General features: G+C 31.6%; 20 protein-coding genes. 8 read left to right on the top strand and 12 right to left on the bottom strand.

Features of this window, described 5'->3' with window-relative positions; genetic code table 11:
* Positions 1-10 precede the first annotated feature (10 nt).
* The 8 genes from ACIJYI_RS01400 (at position 11) to ACIJYI_RS01435 (ending at position 7,467) form a co-directional block, all read left to right on the top strand.
* Entirely contained in the window at positions 11-352 is a 342-nt protein-coding gene (locus ACIJYI_RS01400) for a tRNA-binding protein (RefSeq protein ID WP_435114349.1), read from the top strand.
* 2 nt (positions 353-354) lie between these two features.
* Complete coding sequence (locus tag ACIJYI_RS01405; protein WP_435114350.1) at positions 355-945, top strand: LysE family translocator; 591 nt, start codon at positions 355-357, stop codon at positions 943-945.
* A gap of 8 nt (positions 946-953) precedes the next feature.
* Complete coding sequence (acnA, locus tag ACIJYI_RS01410; protein WP_435114351.1) at positions 954-3,623, top strand: aconitate hydratase AcnA; 2,670 nt, start codon at positions 954-956, stop codon at positions 3,621-3,623.
* Between the two features lie 2 nt (positions 3,624-3,625).
* Complete coding sequence (locus tag ACIJYI_RS01415) at positions 3,626-4,270, top strand: hypothetical protein (RefSeq protein WP_435114353.1); 645 nt, start codon at positions 3,626-3,628, stop codon at positions 4,268-4,270.
* Positions 4,271-4,402: 132 nt separating this feature from the next.
* Entirely contained in the window at positions 4,403-5,560 is a 1,158-nt protein-coding gene (locus ACIJYI_RS01420) for a PQQ-binding-like beta-propeller repeat protein (RefSeq protein WP_435114354.1), read from the top strand.
* 2 nt (positions 5,561-5,562) lie between these two features.
* Complete coding sequence (locus ACIJYI_RS01425; protein WP_435114355.1) at positions 5,563-5,994, top strand: hypothetical protein; 432 nt, start codon at positions 5,563-5,565, stop codon at positions 5,992-5,994.
* Entirely contained in the window at positions 5,994-7,067 is a 1,074-nt protein-coding gene (gene zapE, locus ACIJYI_RS01430) for a cell division protein ZapE (RefSeq protein WP_435114356.1), read from the top strand. Before ACIJYI_RS01425 ends, zapE begins: the two co-directional genes overlap by 1 nt.
* Positions 7,048-7,467, top strand: a complete 420-nt coding sequence (locus ACIJYI_RS01435) for a secondary thiamine-phosphate synthase enzyme YjbQ (protein ID WP_435114357.1) — start codon at positions 7,048-7,050, stop codon at positions 7,465-7,467. The genes zapE and ACIJYI_RS01435 overlap by 20 nt, the downstream gene beginning before the upstream one ends.
* A 12-nt stretch (positions 7,468-7,479) precedes the next feature.
* Here ACIJYI_RS01435 and ACIJYI_RS01440 read toward each other — a convergent pair whose 3' ends face one another.
* From ACIJYI_RS01440 to ACIJYI_RS01495, 12 genes are all read right to left on the bottom strand, one after another.
* Positions 7,480-8,898, bottom strand: coding sequence for a cryptochrome/photolyase family protein (locus ACIJYI_RS01440; RefSeq protein ID WP_435114359.1), 1,419 nt, complete (start codon positions 8,896-8,898; stop codon positions 7,480-7,482).
* Positions 8,899-8,902: 4 nt separating this feature from the next.
* Entirely contained in the window at positions 8,903-10,033 is a 1,131-nt protein-coding gene (locus ACIJYI_RS01445; RefSeq protein WP_435114360.1) for a diaminopropionate ammonia-lyase, read from the bottom strand.
* Positions 10,034-10,036: 3 nt separating this feature from the next.
* A complete protein-coding gene (gene glnT / locus ACIJYI_RS01450; protein WP_435114361.1) occupies positions 10,037-11,362 on the bottom strand; it encodes a type III glutamate--ammonia ligase in 1,326 nt (441 codons plus the stop codon).
* Positions 11,363-11,396: 34 nt separating this feature from the next.
* A complete protein-coding gene (locus tag ACIJYI_RS01455; RefSeq protein WP_435114362.1) occupies positions 11,397-12,704 on the bottom strand; it encodes an FMN-binding glutamate synthase family protein in 1,308 nt (435 codons plus the stop codon).
* Between the two features lies 1 nt (position 12,705).
* The gene (locus ACIJYI_RS01460; RefSeq protein WP_435114363.1) at positions 12,706-13,386 is read right to left on the bottom strand and encodes a protein glxC; all 681 of its coding nucleotides are present in this window, start codon (positions 13,384-13,386) and stop codon (positions 12,706-12,708) included.
* Between the two features lie 3 nt (positions 13,387-13,389).
* Positions 13,390-14,268 (bottom strand): class II glutamine amidotransferase, encoded by an 879-nt coding sequence (locus ACIJYI_RS01465; RefSeq protein ID WP_435114364.1) that lies wholly within the window; start codon positions 14,266-14,268, stop codon positions 13,390-13,392.
* A gap of 221 nt (positions 14,269-14,489) precedes the next feature.
* Entirely contained in the window at positions 14,490-14,714 is a 225-nt protein-coding gene (locus ACIJYI_RS01470) for a hypothetical protein (RefSeq protein WP_435086582.1), read from the bottom strand.
* Between the two features lie 11 nt (positions 14,715-14,725).
* Entirely contained in the window at positions 14,726-16,126 is a 1,401-nt protein-coding gene (locus ACIJYI_RS01475; protein WP_435114365.1) for an ammonium transporter, read from the bottom strand.
* A 127-nt stretch (positions 16,127-16,253) separates the two neighbouring features.
* Entirely contained in the window at positions 16,254-16,676 is a 423-nt protein-coding gene (locus tag ACIJYI_RS01480) for a hypothetical protein (protein ID WP_435086585.1), read from the bottom strand.
* A gap of 8 nt (positions 16,677-16,684) precedes the next feature.
* Positions 16,685-18,088: an FMN-binding glutamate synthase family protein gene (locus ACIJYI_RS01485; protein WP_435114366.1), complete on the bottom strand. Its 1,404-nt coding sequence runs from the start codon at positions 18,086-18,088 to the stop codon at positions 16,685-16,687.
* Positions 18,088-18,942 (bottom strand): GXGXG motif-containing protein, encoded by an 855-nt coding sequence (locus ACIJYI_RS01490; RefSeq protein ID WP_435114367.1) that lies wholly within the window; start codon positions 18,940-18,942, stop codon positions 18,088-18,090. The genes ACIJYI_RS01485 and ACIJYI_RS01490 overlap by 1 nt, the downstream gene beginning before the upstream one ends.
* Positions 18,930-19,874 carry a glutamine amidotransferase gene (locus ACIJYI_RS01495; protein ID WP_435114368.1) on the bottom strand — a complete coding sequence of 315 codons (945 nt, stop codon included), beginning with the start codon at positions 19,872-19,874 and terminating at the stop codon, positions 18,930-18,932. Before ACIJYI_RS01495 ends, ACIJYI_RS01490 begins: the two co-directional genes overlap by 13 nt.
* Positions 19,875-19,904: the final 30 nt, after the last annotated feature.

A 19,904-nucleotide genomic window follows, 5' to 3' on the forward strand; every position in this document is an offset into this window, starting at 1 on the left:
TATTAAATATATGAAAGAACAAATTACCTTTAATATATTTGACAAAGTAGACATCCGAATAGGAACAGTAATTTCCGTAAAAAAAAATGAAAAAGCTAGAAAACCTTCATTGGTTGTAGAAGTTGATTTTGGAGATGAGATTGGAATAAAACAATCTTCAGCTCAAATTACTCATTACTACAATGAAGAAAATTTAAAAGGTAAACAGGTAATTGGTGTATGTAATTTTGCTGAAAAAAATATTGCTGGAGTGGTTTCCCAAGTACTTATTTTGGGTTCAATTGATAAAGAAGGTAAAGTAATTTTAGTTCATCCATCTCAAAAATCAGAGAATGGTTTACCAATAGCATAAGAATGCATCCAGAAATATTGTCACTTTCTTTGTTTATGTTTGTAACTAGCTGTTCACCTGGCCCAAATAATGTTGTTGCTTCTCATTCTGGATTTAATCATGGAATAAAAAAATCAATTCCTTTAATGCTTGGTGTTATTTTTGGTTTTACAACAATGTTAGCAATCGTTAACTTTGGATTAATTAATATCTTTAATATTTATCCCATCATTCAAAAATTTTTAATTGGTACTGGAACAATTTTTTTAATTTATCTTGCTTACAAAATTTCATTTTCAAAATCTTCAGACAAAAAAGACAATCTTAAACCAGTAAGTTTTGTTGAAACTTTTTTATATCAATTTTTAAATCCCAAAGGAGTAATCGTTGCTGTGATAGCTGTATCAACTTACACAGAATCAGGCATTAACTTTATGACTTATTCTCTATGGATGTTAGGGGTTGCTTTTTTATTTGCGATTATAAGTATTATATTTTGGACTATTTTAGGAAAATTTATGAGGAAATTCGCGACAAATGAGAAATTTATTAAATGGTTTAATTATGTTATGTCAACGCTCCTATTAAGTTGCATTGCAACTTTTTATTACTAAAAAAAAATATGAAACCAGGAACAAAAAATTCTTTCAATTCACTATCCGATATATCTATTGGTGATAATAATTATAAATATTATTCACTTAAAAAAGCTGAAAAAAATGGGCTTGATGGAATTTCGAGATTACCAAAATCTTTAAAAGTTCTTCTGGAAAATTTATTAAGATATGAAGATGATTTGTCAGTCAATAAAAATCAAATTAATTCAATCAAAGAATGGTTAAAGTCAAAAAAATCAAACACAGAAATTGCTTATCGACCAGCAAGAGTTTTATTACAAGATTATACAGGTATTCCAGCTGTAGCAGATCTTGCTGCAATGAGAGAGGCTGTAAAAGATAAAAATAAAGATCCGAATACTATCAATCCTTTATCAGCTGTAGATCTTGTAATCGATCACTCTGTTCAAGTGGATCAATCAGCAAAATCAGACTCTTTTGAAAATAATGTAGATATTGAATTTGAAAGAAATGGAGAAAGATATTCATTTTTAAAATGGGGACAACAAGCATTTAATAATTTTAGAATAGTTCCTCCTGGCACTGGAATCTGCCACCAAGTTAATTTGGAGTATTTGTCAAAAGTAGTTTGGTCTGAAGAATTTAAAGGAGAAGAATATTTGTTCCCAGATACTTTAGTCGGTACTGACAGTCATACAACAATGGTGAATGGATTATCTGTATTAGGATGGGGTGTTGGAGGCATTGAAGCTGAAGCTGGAATGCTTGGTCAACCAATATCCATGTTAATTCCCGAGGTAATAGGATTTGAAGTTAAAAATAAAATGCCTGAAGGAACGACTGCAACTGATTTAGTTTTAACAGTAGTCAAAATGTTAAGAGACAAAGGTGTAGTTGGAAAATTTGTAGAATTTTATGGCGAAGGTTTAAAAAATTTAACTCTTGCTGATAGAGCAACGATTGCAAATATGGCTCCAGAGTATGGTGCTACTTGTGGATTTTTTCCAATTGATGATGAAACTTTAAAATATTTGAAATTTTCTGGAAGAGATCAACATACAGTTGATGTTGTTGAACAATATGCAAAAGAACAAGGATTATGGACTAGTAGTGAAATAGAATTTACAGACACTATCTCATTAGATATGTCTACAGTAGTCCCAACTATTTCTGGGCCTAAAAGACCACAGGATAAAGTTCTATTAACAGATGCACCAACTTCATTTAAAAAAGTTTTAGAAGATGCAACAAATAAAAAAGATCATTCAATCTCAAAGGTTTTAAATACTGATTATGAAATAAAAGATGGTTCAATATTAATTGCAGCAATAACTTCTTGCACCAACACATCAAATCCAAATGTTTTAATTGGAGCTGGTTTGCTTGCAAAAAAGGCCGTTGAATTAGGATTAGAAGTAAAACCTTGGGTCAAAACTTCTCTAGCGCCTGGATCACAAGTAGTGACGGATTATCTAGCAAAAGCTGAACTAAATACTTATTTAGATAAATTAGGTTTTAATTTGGTGGGCTATGGTTGCACAACTTGTATTGGAAATTCAGGTCCATTACCTGAAAATATAGTGGAAGCAATCCAAAAAGAAAATATTTATGCTGTATCTGTTTTATCTGGAAATAGGAATTTTGAGGGAAGAATTTCTCCTCACATTAAAGCCAATTACTTAGCATCTCCACCATTGGTTGTTGCTTACGCAATTGCTGGTCATATGGAAGTTGATTTATATAAAGACGCACTTGGAAAAGATAAAGATGGAAATGAAGTTTATTTGAAAGATATTTGGCCATCAAATAAAGAAATTGAAGACACTTTAAAACAATCTTTAAATGCAGAAATGTTCATCCAAAGATATTCAAATGTTTCAGAAGGTCCTAGCCAATGGCAAAAAATTAAAACAGAGGAAAGTAGTATTTATAGTTGGGACGAGGGGTCAACTTATGTGAAAAAACCTCCTTTCTTTGACAATTTACCAGATGAGCCAGAAGGATTTAAAGCAATTAAAGATGCAAGGCCTTTGTTAATTTTAGGAGATATGGTTACTACAGACCACATTTCACCAGCAGGAAATATTCAAAAAGAAAGTCCAACTGGAGAATATTTTATGGAGCATCAAATACTTCCAAAAGACTATAACTCTTATGGTTCAAGAAGAGGAAATCACGAAGTAATGATGAGAGGCACATTTGCAAATATTAGAATTAGAAATGAAATGGCACCAGGAACAGAAGGTGGCTTTACAAAAATATATCCAGAAGAAAAAGAGCTGCCTATTTATGATGCTGTTGTTGAATATAAAAAAAGAGGAACAGACTTAGTAGTCATTGGTGGTAAAGAATATGGCACTGGTTCCTCAAGAGATTGGGCTGCAAAAGGAACAAAATTATTAGGTGTTAAAACAGTAATTGCTGAAAGTTTTGAGCGTATTCATAGATCAAATTTAATTGGAATGGGAATTTTACCATTACAATTTACAAATGAAATTAATAGAAAAAACTTAAATCTTATTGGCTCAGAATTAATAAGTGTTCTTGACGTTGAAAAAGGTATTAATCCATCCGATGAAGTAACAATAGAAATTAAATATGCTTCAGGAGATATTAAAAAAGTTAAAACTTTATGCAGAATTGATACTAAAAATGAATTAGAATACTATAAAAATGGAGGTATACTCCAGTACGTTTTAAGGAATATGATTTAGTTATGGATGAAGATGTTTCAATTATAAATAGCAATACAAGAAATGAAAAAATTAGAAATTTCTTAGTTGAGAACAAAAAAAAATTAATTTCAGTGATATTAATTTTAGTTATTTTTTTAGGTAGCGCTTACAGTTTTGATAAATATAAAACTAACCAAAAAAAAAAGATTTCTAATAAATTTAATCTTATAACTTTAACACATTCAGAGAACACTAAAGATAGAACTGTTAAAAGTTTAGTAGAAATCATAAATAAACAAGATCCAACATATTCACCATTATCTTTATATTTTATTATTGATAATAAATTGATCATTGATCAAGATGAGATTAATAGTTTGTTTGATGTAATAATTGAAAAAACATCACTGGATGAAGAAATAAAAAATTTGATTATATACAAAAAGGCTCTTTTTAATGCTGATCAAGCACAAGAAGGGGATTTATTAAATATTTTAAATCCATTAATTAATTCCAAAAGTGTTTGGAAGTCTCATGCATTATATTTAATGGCTGAGTATTTTTATGCAAAAGATCAAAAACAAAAATCTAAAGAATTTTTCAATCAAATAATCAGTTTAGAAATTTCAAATTCAGATATAAAGCTGCAGGCAGAGAAAAGATTAAATAGAGATTTGAGTGAATAAGATAGCATTAATAGCCTTTTTTTTTTATTTTTAAACAATTGTTCATTAAACAAAAATCCTCTTAATTGGAAAAAAGAAGAGGTAAAACTAGAAGATCAGCAAAATATCACAAAAGTATTTACCAAAGATAATGTGATACAGAAAGAGTTTAATTCTGATTTAAAATTAGATCTAAGTAACATTGTTTTAAACAACAAAATAATTGATGATAAGAATAATTTTGGTTCACAAAATTACGAGGGACTATTAAATAAAGTTGGAAGTTATAAATTTTCTAAATTAAATGGTTTCAACCAATTAGGTTTAAAACCTGCATTTTTTGACAATGGTTTGATATTTTTTGATAAAAAAGGTTCTATAATCGAATATAATGAAAAGCACAAAGTCTCCTGGAGTAAAAATTATTATTCTAAGACTGAAAAAAAATTAAATCCAAAATTGAATTTTTTAATTACAAACAAAGATTTATTAGTTTCTGATAGTATTTCAAAATTTTACTCTATAAATCTTAGTACTAAAGAGTTAAATTGGTCAAAAAATTTAAAATATCCATTTAACTCAGACATTAAAAAAAACAAAAATAAAATTTTTGCAGTTGATTATAAAAACACATTAAGATGTTATAATATTAGTGATGGCTCTGAATGTTGGAATTTACAAACTGAAGATTCATTTACAATTTCAGACTCTAAATATTCCTTGATCATAATTGAAGATATGGTGATTTTTAGTAATTCATTAGGAGATATTACAGCGGTAGATATTGACACGGGTTTAATCACTTGGCAACTTCCCACTCAAAGTAGCAGCATTGTTAACGAAACATATAATTTCAAAATTTCTAAATTAGTATCAGATGGAAATTCTATTTTTTTTTCAAATAATAAAAGTGAGTTTTATTCGATTAATGTTAAAACAGGAATTATAAATTGGGCTAATAAAATAAACTCAAATATTCAATCAGTGATAAGTGGTAATTTAATTTTTACGGTCTCTAACGAAGGTTATTTGTTTATAACTGAAAAAAACACAGGAAATATAGTGCGAGTTTCTTACCTTTATGAAGAATACAAAGAAAAGAAAAAAAAGAAAGTAACCCCAATAGGATTTGTAATAGGTAATAAGAATTTATATCTAACAAATAGTGATGGAAAAATGATAATAGTTGACTTGGAACTAGGAGATGTTGTTGAAACAAAGGTTATTGCTAAAAATTTAATTTCTGAACCATTTATTTTTCAAAACAATTTATATGTAATTAAAAATGGATCTATTATTCAGTATAATTAAACATGATCTTAAAATTTCTTGATAAGATCGGTAGAAAAAAAATTGTTTTAGATAGAGGTCCTTCACATTCAAGATATGATGAGGCTAAACCTTGGTTAAACAGATATTATGTTTTGTTCAGATATAGACCAAAATGGTTTCCTTTTAATGTTTTAATACATGAAATGTTGGCAGATGATCATGGTGATGGTGTACACAATCATTTATGTCCATATATTACTATAATTTTAAGAGGAGGTTATTGGGAAACTACTAAAAAAGGCAAATTTTGGAGAAAGCCAGGATATATTGGTTTTCGTTCAGCAAATGCCCATCATAGAGTAGACTTAAAAGAAGGTACAAAACCGATGACAATTTTTATTCCTGGTCCTTTTGGTTTACGAAAAGGTCCTAGATCAGAATATGGTATCGATTTTAAAACAAAAAAAGATTAATGGTAAAAAAATTTCAAAACGAATTTATATCTTTCTGTAACAATCAAGAATTAGAAGTTAATTTAAATCAAATACAGGTTGTTAAGAGATTGGAGCAATACTACCAAGGAAATTTTCAATCCTATTTTTCAAAAATGTTTTCAAAAAAATTGTCTCAAAAAGGTTTTTATCTTTATGGTGAAGTTGGTGTAGGTAAAACAATGATCTTAAATTTTTTTTTTGACCACATAAATGAAAAAAAGTTAAGACTCCACTTTAATGAGTTTATGTTAAACTTCCACGATTTTGTTCATGAAAAAAAAGGAAAAGAAGAAGAAAATGTAATTAATCATTTCGTAAAAAATTTAAAATCAAAAGCTTCACTAATTTATTTTGATGAATTTCAGGTTACAAATATAGTGGATGCAATGATTTTAGGAAAATTGTTTGATCAAATTTTTAAGGAAGATATTAAAATTATTGTAACTTCTAATACTAAAATCTCTGAATTATATAAAGACGGTCTTCAAAGGGATCAATTTAAACCTTTTATTAAAATTATGGAACAGGATTCTATAGAATGTGAACTTAAGATTGAAGATGATTATAGAAAATCAAACAATAATCAAAAACAAAGATATTTTTATCCACTTAATCAAGAAACTAATTTTAAAATAAATAAATTTTTTAGAACCATTACAAAAGATAAAAAACATTCGTTAAAAACAATCAATGTCAAAGGTAGAGATTTTAAAATAGAAAATTTTTATGAAGGAGTTGCTAGATTTAATTTTAAAAATCTATGTGATCAAAACTTAGGTGCAGAGGATTATTTAGAAATTATTAAAAATTGTAAATTTATTGTAATAGATCAAATACCACAATTTGATGAAACTAATTCAAATCAACAACAACGTTTCATAACTTTATTAGATGTAATTTATGACAAAAACATTCCAATATCAGTTACAGCAAATCAAAACCTTGATGAATTTACCTCATCAAAGTTGTTAGAAAAACCATTTAAACGTACTATTAGCCGTTTGTATGAGTTAACTTCAATAAATAACATTAATGAAACAAGAATTTTATAATCTCCAAATTGATACTAGTGGTCAAAAATTATATGAATTTACTAATCAAACAATTAAATGGATTAACAAACACAATTTTAAAAATGGAATACTTAATTTAAGTATTCAGCACACCAGTGCATCTTTAATTGTGCAAGAAAATGCTGATCCAGATGTTCAAACTGATTTAATTAAATATTTTGATAAATTAGCTCCTATGGACAACAAACTGTATATCCATAACACTGAAGGAAAAGATGATATGCCTGCGCACATCAAGTCTGCATTGACCAATAATCAAATTTCACTAAGTATTAGAGAAGGTGAGTTGTTGCTAGGTACATGGCAAGGCTTATATTTATTTGAACATAGGCTAAACGCTCAAAATAGAACAATAATTCATCATTTTATTGGTAATTAGTCTATTTGTTGATTATTTTTTTAAGGTCTTAAAGGCCTCTAGGGCAGAGGCCCTAGCTTTTTCATGAATAACTATTGGTTGTGGATAATCTTTTCCAATAATTGTTTTAATCGCTTGTTGGTATTTTAATTCCATTTCCCAAGGCTTATGAACCAATTTACTTGGTACTTTATCTAATTCTGGCACCCATTTTTTTACATAAAGTCCTTCTTTATCAAATTTTTCTCCCTGTAGAATCGGATTAAAAATTCTAAAATAAGGTGCAGCATCCGCACCACAACCGGCAACCCACTGCCACTGCGCAACATTATTTGCTTTATTAAAATCTAACAAACAATTTCTGAAATGTTTTTCTCCTTCAGTCCAATTAATTCTCAAATGTTTAACCAAAAAAGATCCAACTACCATACGAACTCTATTATGCATCCAGCCAGTTTCGTATAATTCTCTCATACCTGCATCAACTATTGGATAACCAGTCATTCCTGTTTTCCATGCTTTAAGATATTTATCATTTTTGACCCAAGGAAATTTATCAAAATCTTTTCTATAATTACCTTTCAAAAATTCTGGAAAATAATTAATTAAACTATGTGAAAATTCTCTCCATCCAAGTTCATTAATATATTTTCTGTAACCAATTCCTTTAGATTTAATTTCACTACATTTTTTCCAAATACTTGTTACATGAATTTGACCGTGTTTAATATAAGGTGAAAGTTTTGAAGTTCCCTCAACAGATGGAATATCTCTTGTAGTTCCATAATCTTTAATTTTATTCTCTATTAAATCATTTAAGATTTTTTTAGAATTACTCTCAGAAATTTTCCAGTATTTATCAAATTTTTTATACCAATCTTTTTTAGGTAAAATATTTTTTGGCTCAATACAGTTCTTAAAAAAAGTTTTTTCTTTAGTCTTTTTTTTAACAATATAATTTTTAGTAGGAGCTAAACTTAAATATTTTTGCTCAGCAGTTCTCCAAAAGGGAGTAAATACTTTAAAGGGCGTTCCATCATTTTTGGTTACTTCCTGAAATTCATTTAAAATATTTCCTTTGAAATATTTGAAATTGATTTCATTTTTTATAAAAACATCTCTAATTTTTTTTCCTTTAGCAATTACATCTGGTTCGTAAACTTTATTCCAATATATTGTAAGATTATCTTTTTTTTTGATCTTAGAGAAAACATCCAATTCATCACCATTAACTATTTGAAGATTAATATTATATTTTGATAAGTCTGTTTTAAAAATTTCTAAGGATTTTGAAACCCACCATTTTTGTGCTTCAGTTTGATTATCAAAATTTTTATTATTATAGATAAATAAAGCAATTACATTGTCATGATGTTGAGTTGCAAATGACAATGCGGGATTATTTTCTATTCTAAAATCATCTCTTATCCAAAAAATCCCTGTATCTGACATGTAATTAATTTTGATTAACTAATTTTTGGTACATTTCTTGATCTGTGTCACCCTCACAACCAATAACTAAAACATTTGAATTTTGATCTAATTTTAAATTTTGTTTTAAATTTTGATCCTCACAACTAGCAATTAAACTAATCACTCCTGGTGCAGAATTTTCTCCAGCTATAATAGGTTCATCACTAAAACCTGAGTTTCCAAGTAATTTCATAGTTTTTGCAATATCATCATCGGGTAAACTGATGCAATGTTTAACTGAATTTTTTAGAATTTCCCATGGGACTAATGATACTTCTCCACACGACATACCACCCATAAGACTTTCTCTTTTAATATCAATTTTTTCTATTTTTCCTGTTTTAATACTTTCTAAAACACAAGCTGCACTATCAGGTTCAACAACCAATGTAACAGGAACGTTATCTAAGTATCTTGCAATACCTGCAACCATTGCGCCAGCCATTCCACCAACACCTGCCTGTAAAATTATATGAGAAATTTTTTCATTATTAATTTGATCAATAATTTCTTTCATCATAACTGTGTAACCAGCCATCGTGTATGTTGGAACTTGCATATAATCTTTCCAAGCAACATCTTGCACTATTTGCCAATTATTTTCTGTGGATTGCTTAATGCATTCTATTAGTGATTTTTCGTAATTACCTTTTACTTTAATTACATCTGCACCAAGGTCTGCCATAGCTTGACCTCTAGCATCACTAACAAACTCACTAATAAAGATTTTACACTTAAGTCCTAATCTTCTAGCACCCCATGCAACAGATCTTCCATGATTTCCAGCAGTTGCAGTTGCAATAGTGATATTTTTATTTCCTTGGGTTACTTTTTCAACAGCATAGGCACCTCCCAGTGCTTTAAATGATTTTAAATCAAATCTTTTACTTTCATCTTTGTAATAAATTTTTTTTAAATTTAACTCATTAGATAATTTATTAAGAGATATTAATGGAGTAGGGGCATACCCTTCCCATTTTGAAATACTAGAATAAGCATCATCAATTTCTTTTTTGGATAGTGAATTGAAAATTTGTTTTTTATCAAATGAATAATTTTTATTATCTAAAAATTCAGAATACTTCCACTGATGACCGTTAGATAAAGTTGCCATAATCTAACAGTCTAAAGTATTATCTTTTTCCCACTTAGTGACTGGTTTTTTCTTATTAAATGAAAACTTGCTCTTAAAGTCTTTTATCTCAGAATTTTTAAGCTTTATGTAGCTTTCAATTACATCTTTTCCAAAGGCATCAGCAAGAGATTTACTTTTTTGAAGCATAGAAATTGCTTGATTAACATCATTAGGTAATTTTTTTAGTTTTGGATATTTTTTATAATCCTTGTACATGTTGCAATGCAATGGTTTTCCAGGATTTAATTTTTTATTAATTCCTTCAAGACCTGCAGCAATTATTCCTGCTTGAAGTAAATATGGGTTGGCAGCACCATCCATTAATCTTAATTCAAATCTTCCTTGATCTGGAATTCTAATCATGTGCGTTCTGTTATTTCCTGTATAAGAAATACTACTTGGCGACCAAGTTGCACCTGACTTTGTCGGTGGAGCATTAATTCTTCTGTAACTATTAATTGTTGGATTAAAAAAAGCAGATAATGCTTGAGTGTTATTCATCACGCCACCTAAGAAATTGTAAGCTAATTTACTTAAACCAAGTGTGTCTTTTTTATCTAAAAATTTATTATCTTTACCATTCCATACTGAAACGTGAGCATGACAACCATTTCCAGTTAGATTATGAAAGGGTTTTGGCATGAAGGTTGCTCTTAAACCATGTTTTTCAGCTAAACTTTTAACCATATATTTAAAGAATACATGTCTATCAGCTGTAATTAATGAGTCTGTATAATCCCAATTCATCTCAAATTGACCATTAGCGTCCTCATGATCATTTTGATAGGGCTTCCAACCCATTGTAATCATGCAGTCACATATCTCTTTAATTAAATCATATCTTCTCATTAAAGCTGATTGATCATAACAAGGCTTAGATTGAATATCTCTTTGATCAGCAATTGACGATCCATCTTCTGAAATTAAAAAATATTCACATTCAACTCCAGACTTCATTTGTAATTTTTTTTGAGACATCTTTTTAATTTGCTCTTTAAGCATCACTCTTGGTGAAGCCATTACAGGTTTTCCGTCCATGTATAAATCTGATGCCAGCCAACCAATTTCTTTATTCCATGGTAATTGAATTAAACTATCAGGATCAGGCACTCCAAACATATCACTGTCTGCAGGGGTCATGTCTAACCATGTAGCAAACCCAGCAAAGCCAGCTCCATTTTTTTGCATCTCTCCTATGGCTTGAGCTGGAACTAATTTAGATCTTAAAACTCCAAAAAGATCAACGAAACTTATTAGAAAATATTTAATTTTTTTTTGTTTGGCAATTTGTGAAAGATTTTTTCGCATTATCAATCCTACTTGTTTAAAAAGTTTTATTCAATTATTTTTTTCCAGGTATCCAATCTGTGCCAGCTAGAGGAACTCTTGCCATAGCAGCAGCCTCAACTGTTAAGGCAGCTAGATCTTCAGGTTCTAAGTTTCTAACATCTGATTTACCATTAGCTCTAGCTAACGTTTGCAACTCTAGGGTTAAAGTTGTTAAATAATTTTTAATTCTTTTACCAGCTTCAATTGGGTTTAATCTTTTTTCTAGTGTAGGATCTTGTGTTGCAACACCTACAGGACATCTTCCTGTGTGACAGTGATGGCAATAACCAGGTTCTGTTCCAAGTTTTTTATAATCTTCAACATATAAGTCAGCATTACAGTTTAAAGCCATCATTGCAGCAGAACCAATTGATACAGCATCCGCACCCATTGCCATTGCTTTTGCAACATCTGCACCAGTTCTAATACCACCTGAAACAACAAGCTGAACCTTTCTATGCATATTTAATTCTTTTAAAGCATCAACTGCTTCTCTTAACGCACCTAAAGTTGGAATTCCAACGTGTTCAATAAAAACATCTTGAGTAGCAGCTGTTCCACCTTGCATTCCATCAAGTACAACCACATCTGCACCAGCTTTTACAGCTAATGTTGTGTCATAAAAAGGTCTAGCTGCTCCAACTTTTATATAAATTGGTTTTTCCCAATTTGTAATTTCTCTAAGTTCTTGAATTTTAATTTCTAAATCATCTGGGCCAGTCCAGTCAGGGTGTCTACAAGCACTTCTTTGATCAATTCCTTCTGGCAAAGTTCTCATTCCCGCAACTCTTTTATTAATTTTTTGACCAAGCAACATTCCGCCACCACCGGGTTTTGCACCTTGTCCAACAACAACTTCAATAGCATCTGCTTTTCTTAAATCGTCAGGATTCATGCCATACCTAGAAGGTAGCAATTGATAAACTAAATATTTAGAAGAACCTCTCTCTTCTTGTGTCATACCACCATCACCAGTAGTTGTTGAAGTCCCCATTGCAGACGCTCCTCTTCCTAAGGCTTCTTTTGCATTAGCACCGAGTGCTCCAAAACTCATCCCAGCAATTGTAATTGGAATATCTAGCTTGATTGGTTTTTTTGCAAATCGATCTCCTAAAATAACTGAAGTGTTACATGTTTCTCTGTAACCTTCTAATGGGTACCTGGACATCGATGCACCTAAAAAAACAAGATCATCAAAATCAGGAACTTTTCGTTTAGCACCCAATCCTCTTATTTGATAAATCCCTTCGTTAGCTGCTCTTTGAATTTCTTTTATTGTAGAGCTTGGAAATGTTTTAAATTCTTTAAGATTTTTTTTCATTTTAGTATGCACCCACATTATCAATTTTGAAATTATATAAATTTCTAGAAGAACCATATCTTTTAAATTTTTTAGGATCTTCTGAAATATTGAGTTTTTTAAATAGTTTTGTTAATTCATCTATGTTCTTTTTATCCATTTTCTTTTCCACACAATCTGCACCTAAGCTCTTAACTTTACCTTTTACAAATATCTTAGCTTCATAAATTGAGTCTCCAAGATCTGCATCTGCATCACCCATTACAACTAAATTACCTTTTTGCGCCATAAAAGCTGACATATGACCAACAGAACCTTTGACTACTATATCAATTCCTTTCATTGATATCCCACATCTAGAACTTGCATCTCCTTCTATAATTAATGCACCCCCATGACCTGTGGCACCAGCTGATTGAGAGGCGTTACCCTTAACAACAATTTTACCTGACATCATATTTTCAGCGACACCAGTTCCAACATTTCCATGAACTGTGACAGTTGCTTTTTGATTCATACCTGCACAGTAGTATCCTGTATGACCTTTGACTGTTACATCAATATCATCTTTTAAGCCTGCACATATAGCGTGCTGTCCTTGAGGGTTTAAAATTTCAAACTTTCTAGTATTTTTTTTTCTATCAACGTTTTGTAGATGTTGATTTACTTCTCTTAAAGTTTTTTTGTTTAAATCAAAGTTCATAAATTACCAGTGATATACTACACCAGGTTTTGGTTCAAAAATTTTTGCTGAATTTACATTTGGAAGATGCGCCATAGCTTGAAACTCAGATGCAACTGCAACATAATCTTTAGTCTCAGCAACAACAGCTGGCTTACAAGCAATTTCATCTCTTAACAATGCAAAGCCATCTTTTGTACCTGCAATAAAAGTATAAAACCCATCTAAATCTTTTAAACTATTTTTTAATGTTTTTTCTAAGTCCTTACCTTTTGATATTTGATTTGAAATATATCCAGCAGCAACCTCAGTATCATTTTCAGAATTAAAGCTTTGACCATCTTTTACAAGAGATCTTCTTACATTATTATGATTTGATAGTGATCCATTATGAACCAAGCATTCATCTTCTGATGTGGAGTAGGGGTGAGAACCTTGTGTAGTTATCGCACTTTCAGTAGCCATTCTTGTATGGCCAATTCCATGCGTTCCTGAAAAAGAGGACAGTTTAAATTTTTTTACAACATCTTTTGGGTTACCAGTTTGTTTAAAAATATTAATACTTTTTCCATAACCCACTAATGATACTTCTGAAGTCTCTTTTTTTAATAAATCTAATATTTTAGAGGGTTTTTCGTTAGTTTCTAAAACAACGTGATCCGCATAACTAGTTAACTTAATCTTTTTTATAAATTTTGATATTTTCTTTTTGAAATCTTTTTCTTTTATTTCATTAAGACAGATAGAATACTTAAAAGTATTTTTATTTTCTTTTGTGTAAATCGCAAAACCTGCACTATCAGGTCCCCTTGTTGCCATGCCATCTAACATTCCAGATAAAAATTTACCTAAATGTTTTTCATATTTTTTTGTTTTTAAATAAATGCCAACAATCCCACACATAAGTTTTGGTTTAGTTTATTAAAGAAATTATAAAATCCTTATAGTAGATTAGATTAACTACTACAATGATGATAATGGCCGCTATCACTCCATATTTAGCTTTAGGGAAAGCCACCCCTCTCATTTTGCTAGGTCGAAGTTCTTCGTTATTTTTGTCTGTCATATTTTTATCAAAAAAAAAGGGCGCCACAATTAAGTAGCGCCCAGATTTTTATATTATTTTACCAATCGGTAATATTACTTTTATAGTCATTTCCACCACGTCTTTTTCTAGCTTGTTTGGCGAGCTTCTCACTCTCCGAATTGCCAGTTAAAACGTGCCAGCCTATCCACAAAACAATACCAAGTACAACTAGTAAAGTTTCGCTAGAACCAGCTCCCGGATAAACTGCTCCGACAACCTCTTTAGCACTTAAATGATCTATCCAGTTTGTTACTGTAGCCATATTTTTCTCCTTTACCTAGTTGAAGAGGAGACCGCTTTTTCAGCTTCTTTGTCATCCTCCATCATTTCATAGTCTAGTCCAGCTATTTCTACTTCACGTGGTATTCTTAATTTACCAAAAGCGCTTAGTATTTTAGCTATGACATAGCCTGGTATTAGTCCAAGAACTACGAACATTATTATTGCTCCTAGAAATTGTCCTAATGGGTTAATAGATGCGTAAGTTGATCCATCCCACATAGCGCCAACACTGTATCCAGATGATGGGTAACCATTTAAAACAAATCCACAAATCACAAGACCAACAAATCCAGCATAACCATGTACTGCTACAGCACCAACTGCATCATCGATTTTGAACTTACGTTCAACCCAGTAATGTAGTTTGTATGCAATAACAACACCGATCATACCAATGATCATTGCTTGAATTGGATGATATAAATCATTTCCAGCTGAAGCACAGATGACACCTGCTAGTCCACTTGAGTAAGTCCAGAAAGGATCACCTTTAGCAATCCAGTATCCAGCTAATAACCCACCTGATAATGACATCAAGAAGTTAAAAGTAATACCACTAAGTGTAGTAGGGGTTACATATATGTTTGTAGCTGTCCAGTATGTTACACCTTCCATTCCATATTCAGGTCCAAGATCAAATATCGGTATATTACATGCCGCATAAAATCCCCAGAAACCAGTATAGATTAAGAATAATCCAACTGTAACTAACCAAGGGTTTCTTGGTCCTATATTTCTTGGCTCACCACTTGATGAGAATTTTCCAATTCTTGGTCCTAAAACCATTAGAACACCTAAAGCAAATCCACCCGCAATTGCGTGAATTACTCCTGATGCATAAGCATCGTGATATCCTAAAATTTTAAGCATCCAGCCATCAAAGTGCCATCCCCAAGCAGCATCAATTACCCAGAAACACGAACCTATTGCAATCGCTAAAATTCCAAATGCAAAAGTTGTAATTCTTTCAATGATTGCTCCTGAAACAATAGAAGCAGCTGTCCATGAAAATAGTAAGAACGCAGCCCAGAATACACCACTTATGTGGTCACCTAAATTAATAGCCATGAATTCTGAGTTAGCCAAATACCATTTAGCACTGAAAGTACTTTCATCGGTTATCAATGCAGCACTTTCATTCATTATTGAAGGTGCAATTCCAGGTCCTGTTGGAAATGCCCAGTAAATCCACCAACCAAAGAAAAACCAAGTTACTGTTACCAAAGGTATCAGCATTGTATTTTTCATAAGAGTATGTTGGTGATGTTTGTATCGAGAAGCTCCAACTTCATACATACAGAAACCGACGTGAATTAAAAACATCAGTACTACTGTTACCCAGTAGTAAAATTCTGTAAATATGGTTGTAAGAGCACCTAACTGATCAGTCATAATCTCTCTCCCATATTAGTTTAATGGAAGCCTATTAAATTTTGGCAGGTGTTACAAACTAAAGAGTAATTAAAAACCCAGCGTGAACACTGGGTTTTTAATTAAATATCAACTTATGATTGTGTAATTAAAATTTTAAATAAGCTTTTTTCAAATCAACAAGAGGATGTTTTGGAGACATTTGAAACTTAACCAAAAGTTCTCTTGCAATCATATCTCTATCTTGTTGGTTGTTAGGAAGTTTAATAGATTTTGGAATAGTAACCCAGCCATTTGCATTTCTACAAAATACAGCTGGTTTTCCTTCTTCATAACCCATATGAACATCTTCTAACCAGTTAAGATCATCCCAACCCATAGCTTCTACATATTTTTTAAGAAATGGAGTAATTCTTTTGTAATCAGGAAGTAAGTTTACATCATATCTATAACCAATATGTTGGCCAATTAGTTTTTCTCTTGCTGTTTCTTTAAAAGTACCAAGCTTTAGTTTTTTCTCTTTTTTAACTTTGCTTTTTACTTTTGTTTTTTTTGTTTTTTTCTTAGCCATAGTTACCTCTATATTTTGTGATAGTTATCAACACCAACTGTGTAGTTTGTTCCAGCTAATGGAACTTTTGCTAAAGCAGATGCTTCCGTAGTTAATGCAGCTAAATCTTCAGGCTCTAAAGAGTGAATATTAGTTTTACCACATGCTCTTGCTAAAAGTTGAGCTTCTAACGTCATTGAATGAAGATAGTTGTAAACTCTAAGTGCAGCATCATCAGGATTTAATCTTGCTCTCAGTTTAGGATCTTGTGTTGCAACACCAACTGGACAACGACCAGTATGGCAGTGATAACATTCACCTGCTTTTACACCCATTTCTTTTTCAAAGTTAGCTTCTGGGATATCTTTATTACAGTTTAAGGCGATCATTGATCCAGTACCTATTGCAATTGCATCAGCACCTAACGCTAAAGCTTTTGCCATATCAGCACCATCTCTGACACCACCAGCATAAATTAAAGTAACTTTGCCAGTTTTACCCACATCGTCGATTGCTCTTCTTGCTTCTCTAATTGCAGCAATTCCTGGAATACCAGTATTTGCAGCAGCAATGTGTGGTCCAGCTCCAGTAGAACCTTCCATTCCATCTAAATAGATAGAGTCGGGGTCACATTTTGCAGCCATACGAACATCATCATAAACTTTTGATGCACCAAGTTTTAACTGAATTGGCACTTTGTTTTTTGTTAATTGTCTTAATTCTTCAACCTTTAAAGCTAAATCATCTGGACCTAACCAGTCAGGGTGTCTAGCAGGTGATCTTTGATCGATACCTGAAGGTAATGATCTCATCTCAGCCACTTGGTCAGTTACTTTTTGACCCATTAAGTGTCCACCCATTCCAACTTTTTGACCTTGACCAATGAAAACTTCAATTCCATCTGCAAGTTGAGCGTGATGTGGATTAAAACCGTATCTTGATTGAATACATTGGTAGTACCATTTTTCAGAATATCTTCTTTCATCAGGTATCATTCCACCTTCTCCTGAACAAGTTGCACTACCAGCCATAGTAGCTCCTCTTGCTAAAGCAGTTTTTGCTTCATAAGAAAGTGCTCCAAAACTCATACCAGTAATGTAAACAGGTATATCAAGTTCAATTGGGTTTTCACATCTTGGTCCAATTACAGTCTTAGTTTCACATTTTTCTCTGTAACCTTCGATTACAAATCTTGTAAGTGTTCCAGGTAGAAAAACTAGATCATCAAATGTTGGAATTTTTTTCATTAATGCCATTCCACGCATTCGGTATCTACCTAACTGAGATTTGATATGAATATCGTCAATTACCTCAGGAGTAAAAATAGCATTATGACCTAATAAACTTTTATTTCTTTTTCCATCTTCATGTGCATGAACGTCTGCTTTTCCACCAACGCCCTTACCATTTTTTTTTGTTTTTTTCTTAGGCATTAAATTGCTCCTTTCTTCTCTGTAGGTTCTAAATTATCGTAATTCCAAAGTTTTTTACCAGCTACAATTTTTTTCATTTTGCTTACATCAAAATTTTCACCGATTTCTGCAACTTTTAATTTTCGTTTTAACCAGTCTTGGTCACTTTTTGAAAGATCAGCATCAACGGCATCACTTCCATATGAGCCAATACTCCCACCAACAAAAATAGTACCATCATACATAGAGTCACCTAAATTTATTCCAACATCCCCAAGAATAATTATTCTACCTCTTTGCATCATGAAACCTGTAAATGCACCAGCGTCACCACCAATAATAATAGTTCCACCTTTCATATCAATACCAGTTCTAGCACCAACACTACCTTTGCAAATTAAGTCTCCACCTCTGATAGCTGCTCCAAAACATGATCCTGCATTTTTTTCGATTACAACTTTACCAGCCATTAAGTTTTCAGCACAAGACCAACCAACTCTACCATTAATTCTAACAGTAGGGCCATCACATGAACCCATACCAAAATAACCCAAACTTCCTTCAAAAATTAAGTTTAATTTATTCAAAATTCCAACACCTAAACTATGTTTTCCTTGTGGGTTTTTGATAACAATTGTTCCGTAACCTTGGCTCATTAAATTATCGATTTCCTTATTAGCTTCCGGAGCCGACATATCTTTTACATCAAGATCTGTTCTTTTATTGAAATCAACATCATAAGTACCAAAGTAATAAAAGTTTTCAGCTTCATCAGGGTTAAAAAACTTTTGTTGAGTTCTTCCTGTTAAAACTTCGCTGTGCATACCCATTGACTGGGCTTTTGATTTTTTCTCGCTTGTTTTTAGATTTGCCATACTTTTACCTCTCCATCAAAAGGATCATATGTATCAATTTCTTGTGGTAAAACTGATCTGATCGCTATTTCTTCTGAACCCATTGCAACTAAATCATCTAACTCGTAGAGCACTAGTGGCTTTGCTGCCATAGTATCTTTTGCCATTCCTAATGAGTCGCTTGTTGCAACAAAATAAGTGAATACTCCATCAAGTCCTGTTAAAGAGTCTCTCATACCTTCTTCAAGACTTGCTCCTTCTCTCATTTTTTGAGCAATATAAACTGCGATTAATTCTGAGTCACACTCAGACATAAATCTCATGCCTTTATTTTCTAATGCTCTTCTATTGTTCCAATAATTTGTAAGCTGTCCGTTATGAACCACTGATACATCGCTAAAAGGATAACCCCAAAAAGGGTGGGCTGATTTAATATCAACACCAGATTCTGTTGCCATTCTAGCATGACCAATTGCATGAGTTCCAACAAGTTTATCTAATGAATATCTATCACAAACTGCTTTAGCATTTCCAAGATCTTTAATTACTTCCAACGATTTTCCCATTGAAAGAATTTCAACACCTGGGATACTTTCAATTTTTTGAGAAAAATCTAATAGATCTTTTTTATCATAAGAAATTTCATATCTTAATGAATAGGGTAGAGTTCTTTCCTCTTTAAGAACTTTAGCCCCTAACTCTGCTAAATATTGATCTACTATCTTTTTTCTTTCATCGTAAACTGAAACATCTTCCATAATTGATGAACTTCCTTCACCAACATTTTCTCCAACTTTGAAACGCATGATAAAATTTTTACCATCCGTATCACCGTATAGAGCGTAACCTGTTGAGTCTTCACCTCTATGCTTTAATGCTTGAAGCATGCCTTGTAATTCACTTCCAACATTTGAGGATTTTCCTCTATGAATTAAACCTGCAATTCCACACATATATTTTACCCCTTTTATTTATTTTTAAGA

Source organism: Candidatus Pelagibacter bacterium nBUS_36, from assembly GCF_051201215.1.
In the GTDB taxonomy this organism is placed as follows: Bacteria; Pseudomonadota; Alphaproteobacteria; order Pelagibacterales; family Pelagibacteraceae; genus Pelagibacter.

Coding starts and splice junctions, on each gene's coding strand:
- ACIJYI_RS01485 (WP_435114366.1), bottom strand. CDS start 18,088: ATGCCTAAGAAAAAAACAAAAAAAAATGGTAAGGGCGTTGGTGGAAAA.
- ACIJYI_RS01405 (WP_435114350.1), top strand. CDS start 355: ATGCATCCAGAAATATTGTCACTTTCTTTGTTTATGTTTGTAACTAGC.
- ACIJYI_RS01470 (WP_435086582.1), bottom strand. CDS start 14,714: ATGGCTACAGTAACAAACTGGATAGATCATTTAAGTGCTAAAGAGGTT.
- ACIJYI_RS01415 (WP_435114353.1), top strand. CDS start 3,626: ATGGATGAAGATGTTTCAATTATAAATAGCAATACAAGAAATGAAAAA.
- ACIJYI_RS01440 (WP_435114359.1), bottom strand. CDS start 8,898: ATGTCAGATACAGGGATTTTTTGGATAAGAGATGATTTTAGAATAGAA.
- ACIJYI_RS01460 (WP_435114363.1), bottom strand. CDS start 13,386: ATGAACTTTGATTTAAACAAAAAAACTTTAAGAGAAGTAAATCAACAT.
- ACIJYI_RS01435 (WP_435114357.1), top strand. CDS start 7,048: ATGAAACAAGAATTTTATAATCTCCAAATTGATACTAGTGGTCAAAAA.
- ACIJYI_RS01480 (WP_435086585.1), bottom strand. CDS start 16,676: ATGGCTAAGAAAAAAACAAAAAAAACAAAAGTAAAAAGCAAAGTTAAA.
- ACIJYI_RS01465 (WP_435114364.1), bottom strand. CDS start 14,268: ATGTGTGGGATTGTTGGCATTTATTTAAAAACAAAAAAATATGAAAAA.
- zapE (WP_435114356.1), top strand. CDS start 5,994: ATGGTAAAAAAATTTCAAAACGAATTTATATCTTTCTGTAACAATCAA.
- acnA (WP_435114351.1), top strand. CDS start 954: ATGAAACCAGGAACAAAAAATTCTTTCAATTCACTATCCGATATATCT.
- ACIJYI_RS01455 (WP_435114362.1), bottom strand. CDS start 12,704: ATGAAAAAAAATCTTAAAGAATTTAAAACATTTCCAAGCTCTACAATA.
- ACIJYI_RS01475 (WP_435114365.1), bottom strand. CDS start 16,126: ATGACTGATCAGTTAGGTGCTCTTACAACCATATTTACAGAATTTTAC.
- glnT (WP_435114361.1), bottom strand. CDS start 11,362: ATGCGAAAAAATCTTTCACAAATTGCCAAACAAAAAAAAATTAAATAT.
- ACIJYI_RS01445 (WP_435114360.1), bottom strand. CDS start 10,033: ATGGCAACTTTATCTAACGGTCATCAGTGGAAGTATTCTGAATTTTTA.
- ACIJYI_RS01400 (WP_435114349.1), top strand. CDS start 11: ATGAAAGAACAAATTACCTTTAATATATTTGACAAAGTAGACATCCGA.
- ACIJYI_RS01490 (WP_435114367.1), bottom strand. CDS start 18,942: ATGGCAAATCTAAAAACAAGCGAGAAAAAATCAAAAGCCCAGTCAATG.
- ACIJYI_RS01495 (WP_435114368.1), bottom strand. CDS start 19,874: ATGTGTGGAATTGCAGGTTTAATTCATAGAGGAAAATCCTCAAATGTT.
- ACIJYI_RS01425 (WP_435114355.1), top strand. CDS start 5,563: ATGATCTTAAAATTTCTTGATAAGATCGGTAGAAAAAAAATTGTTTTA.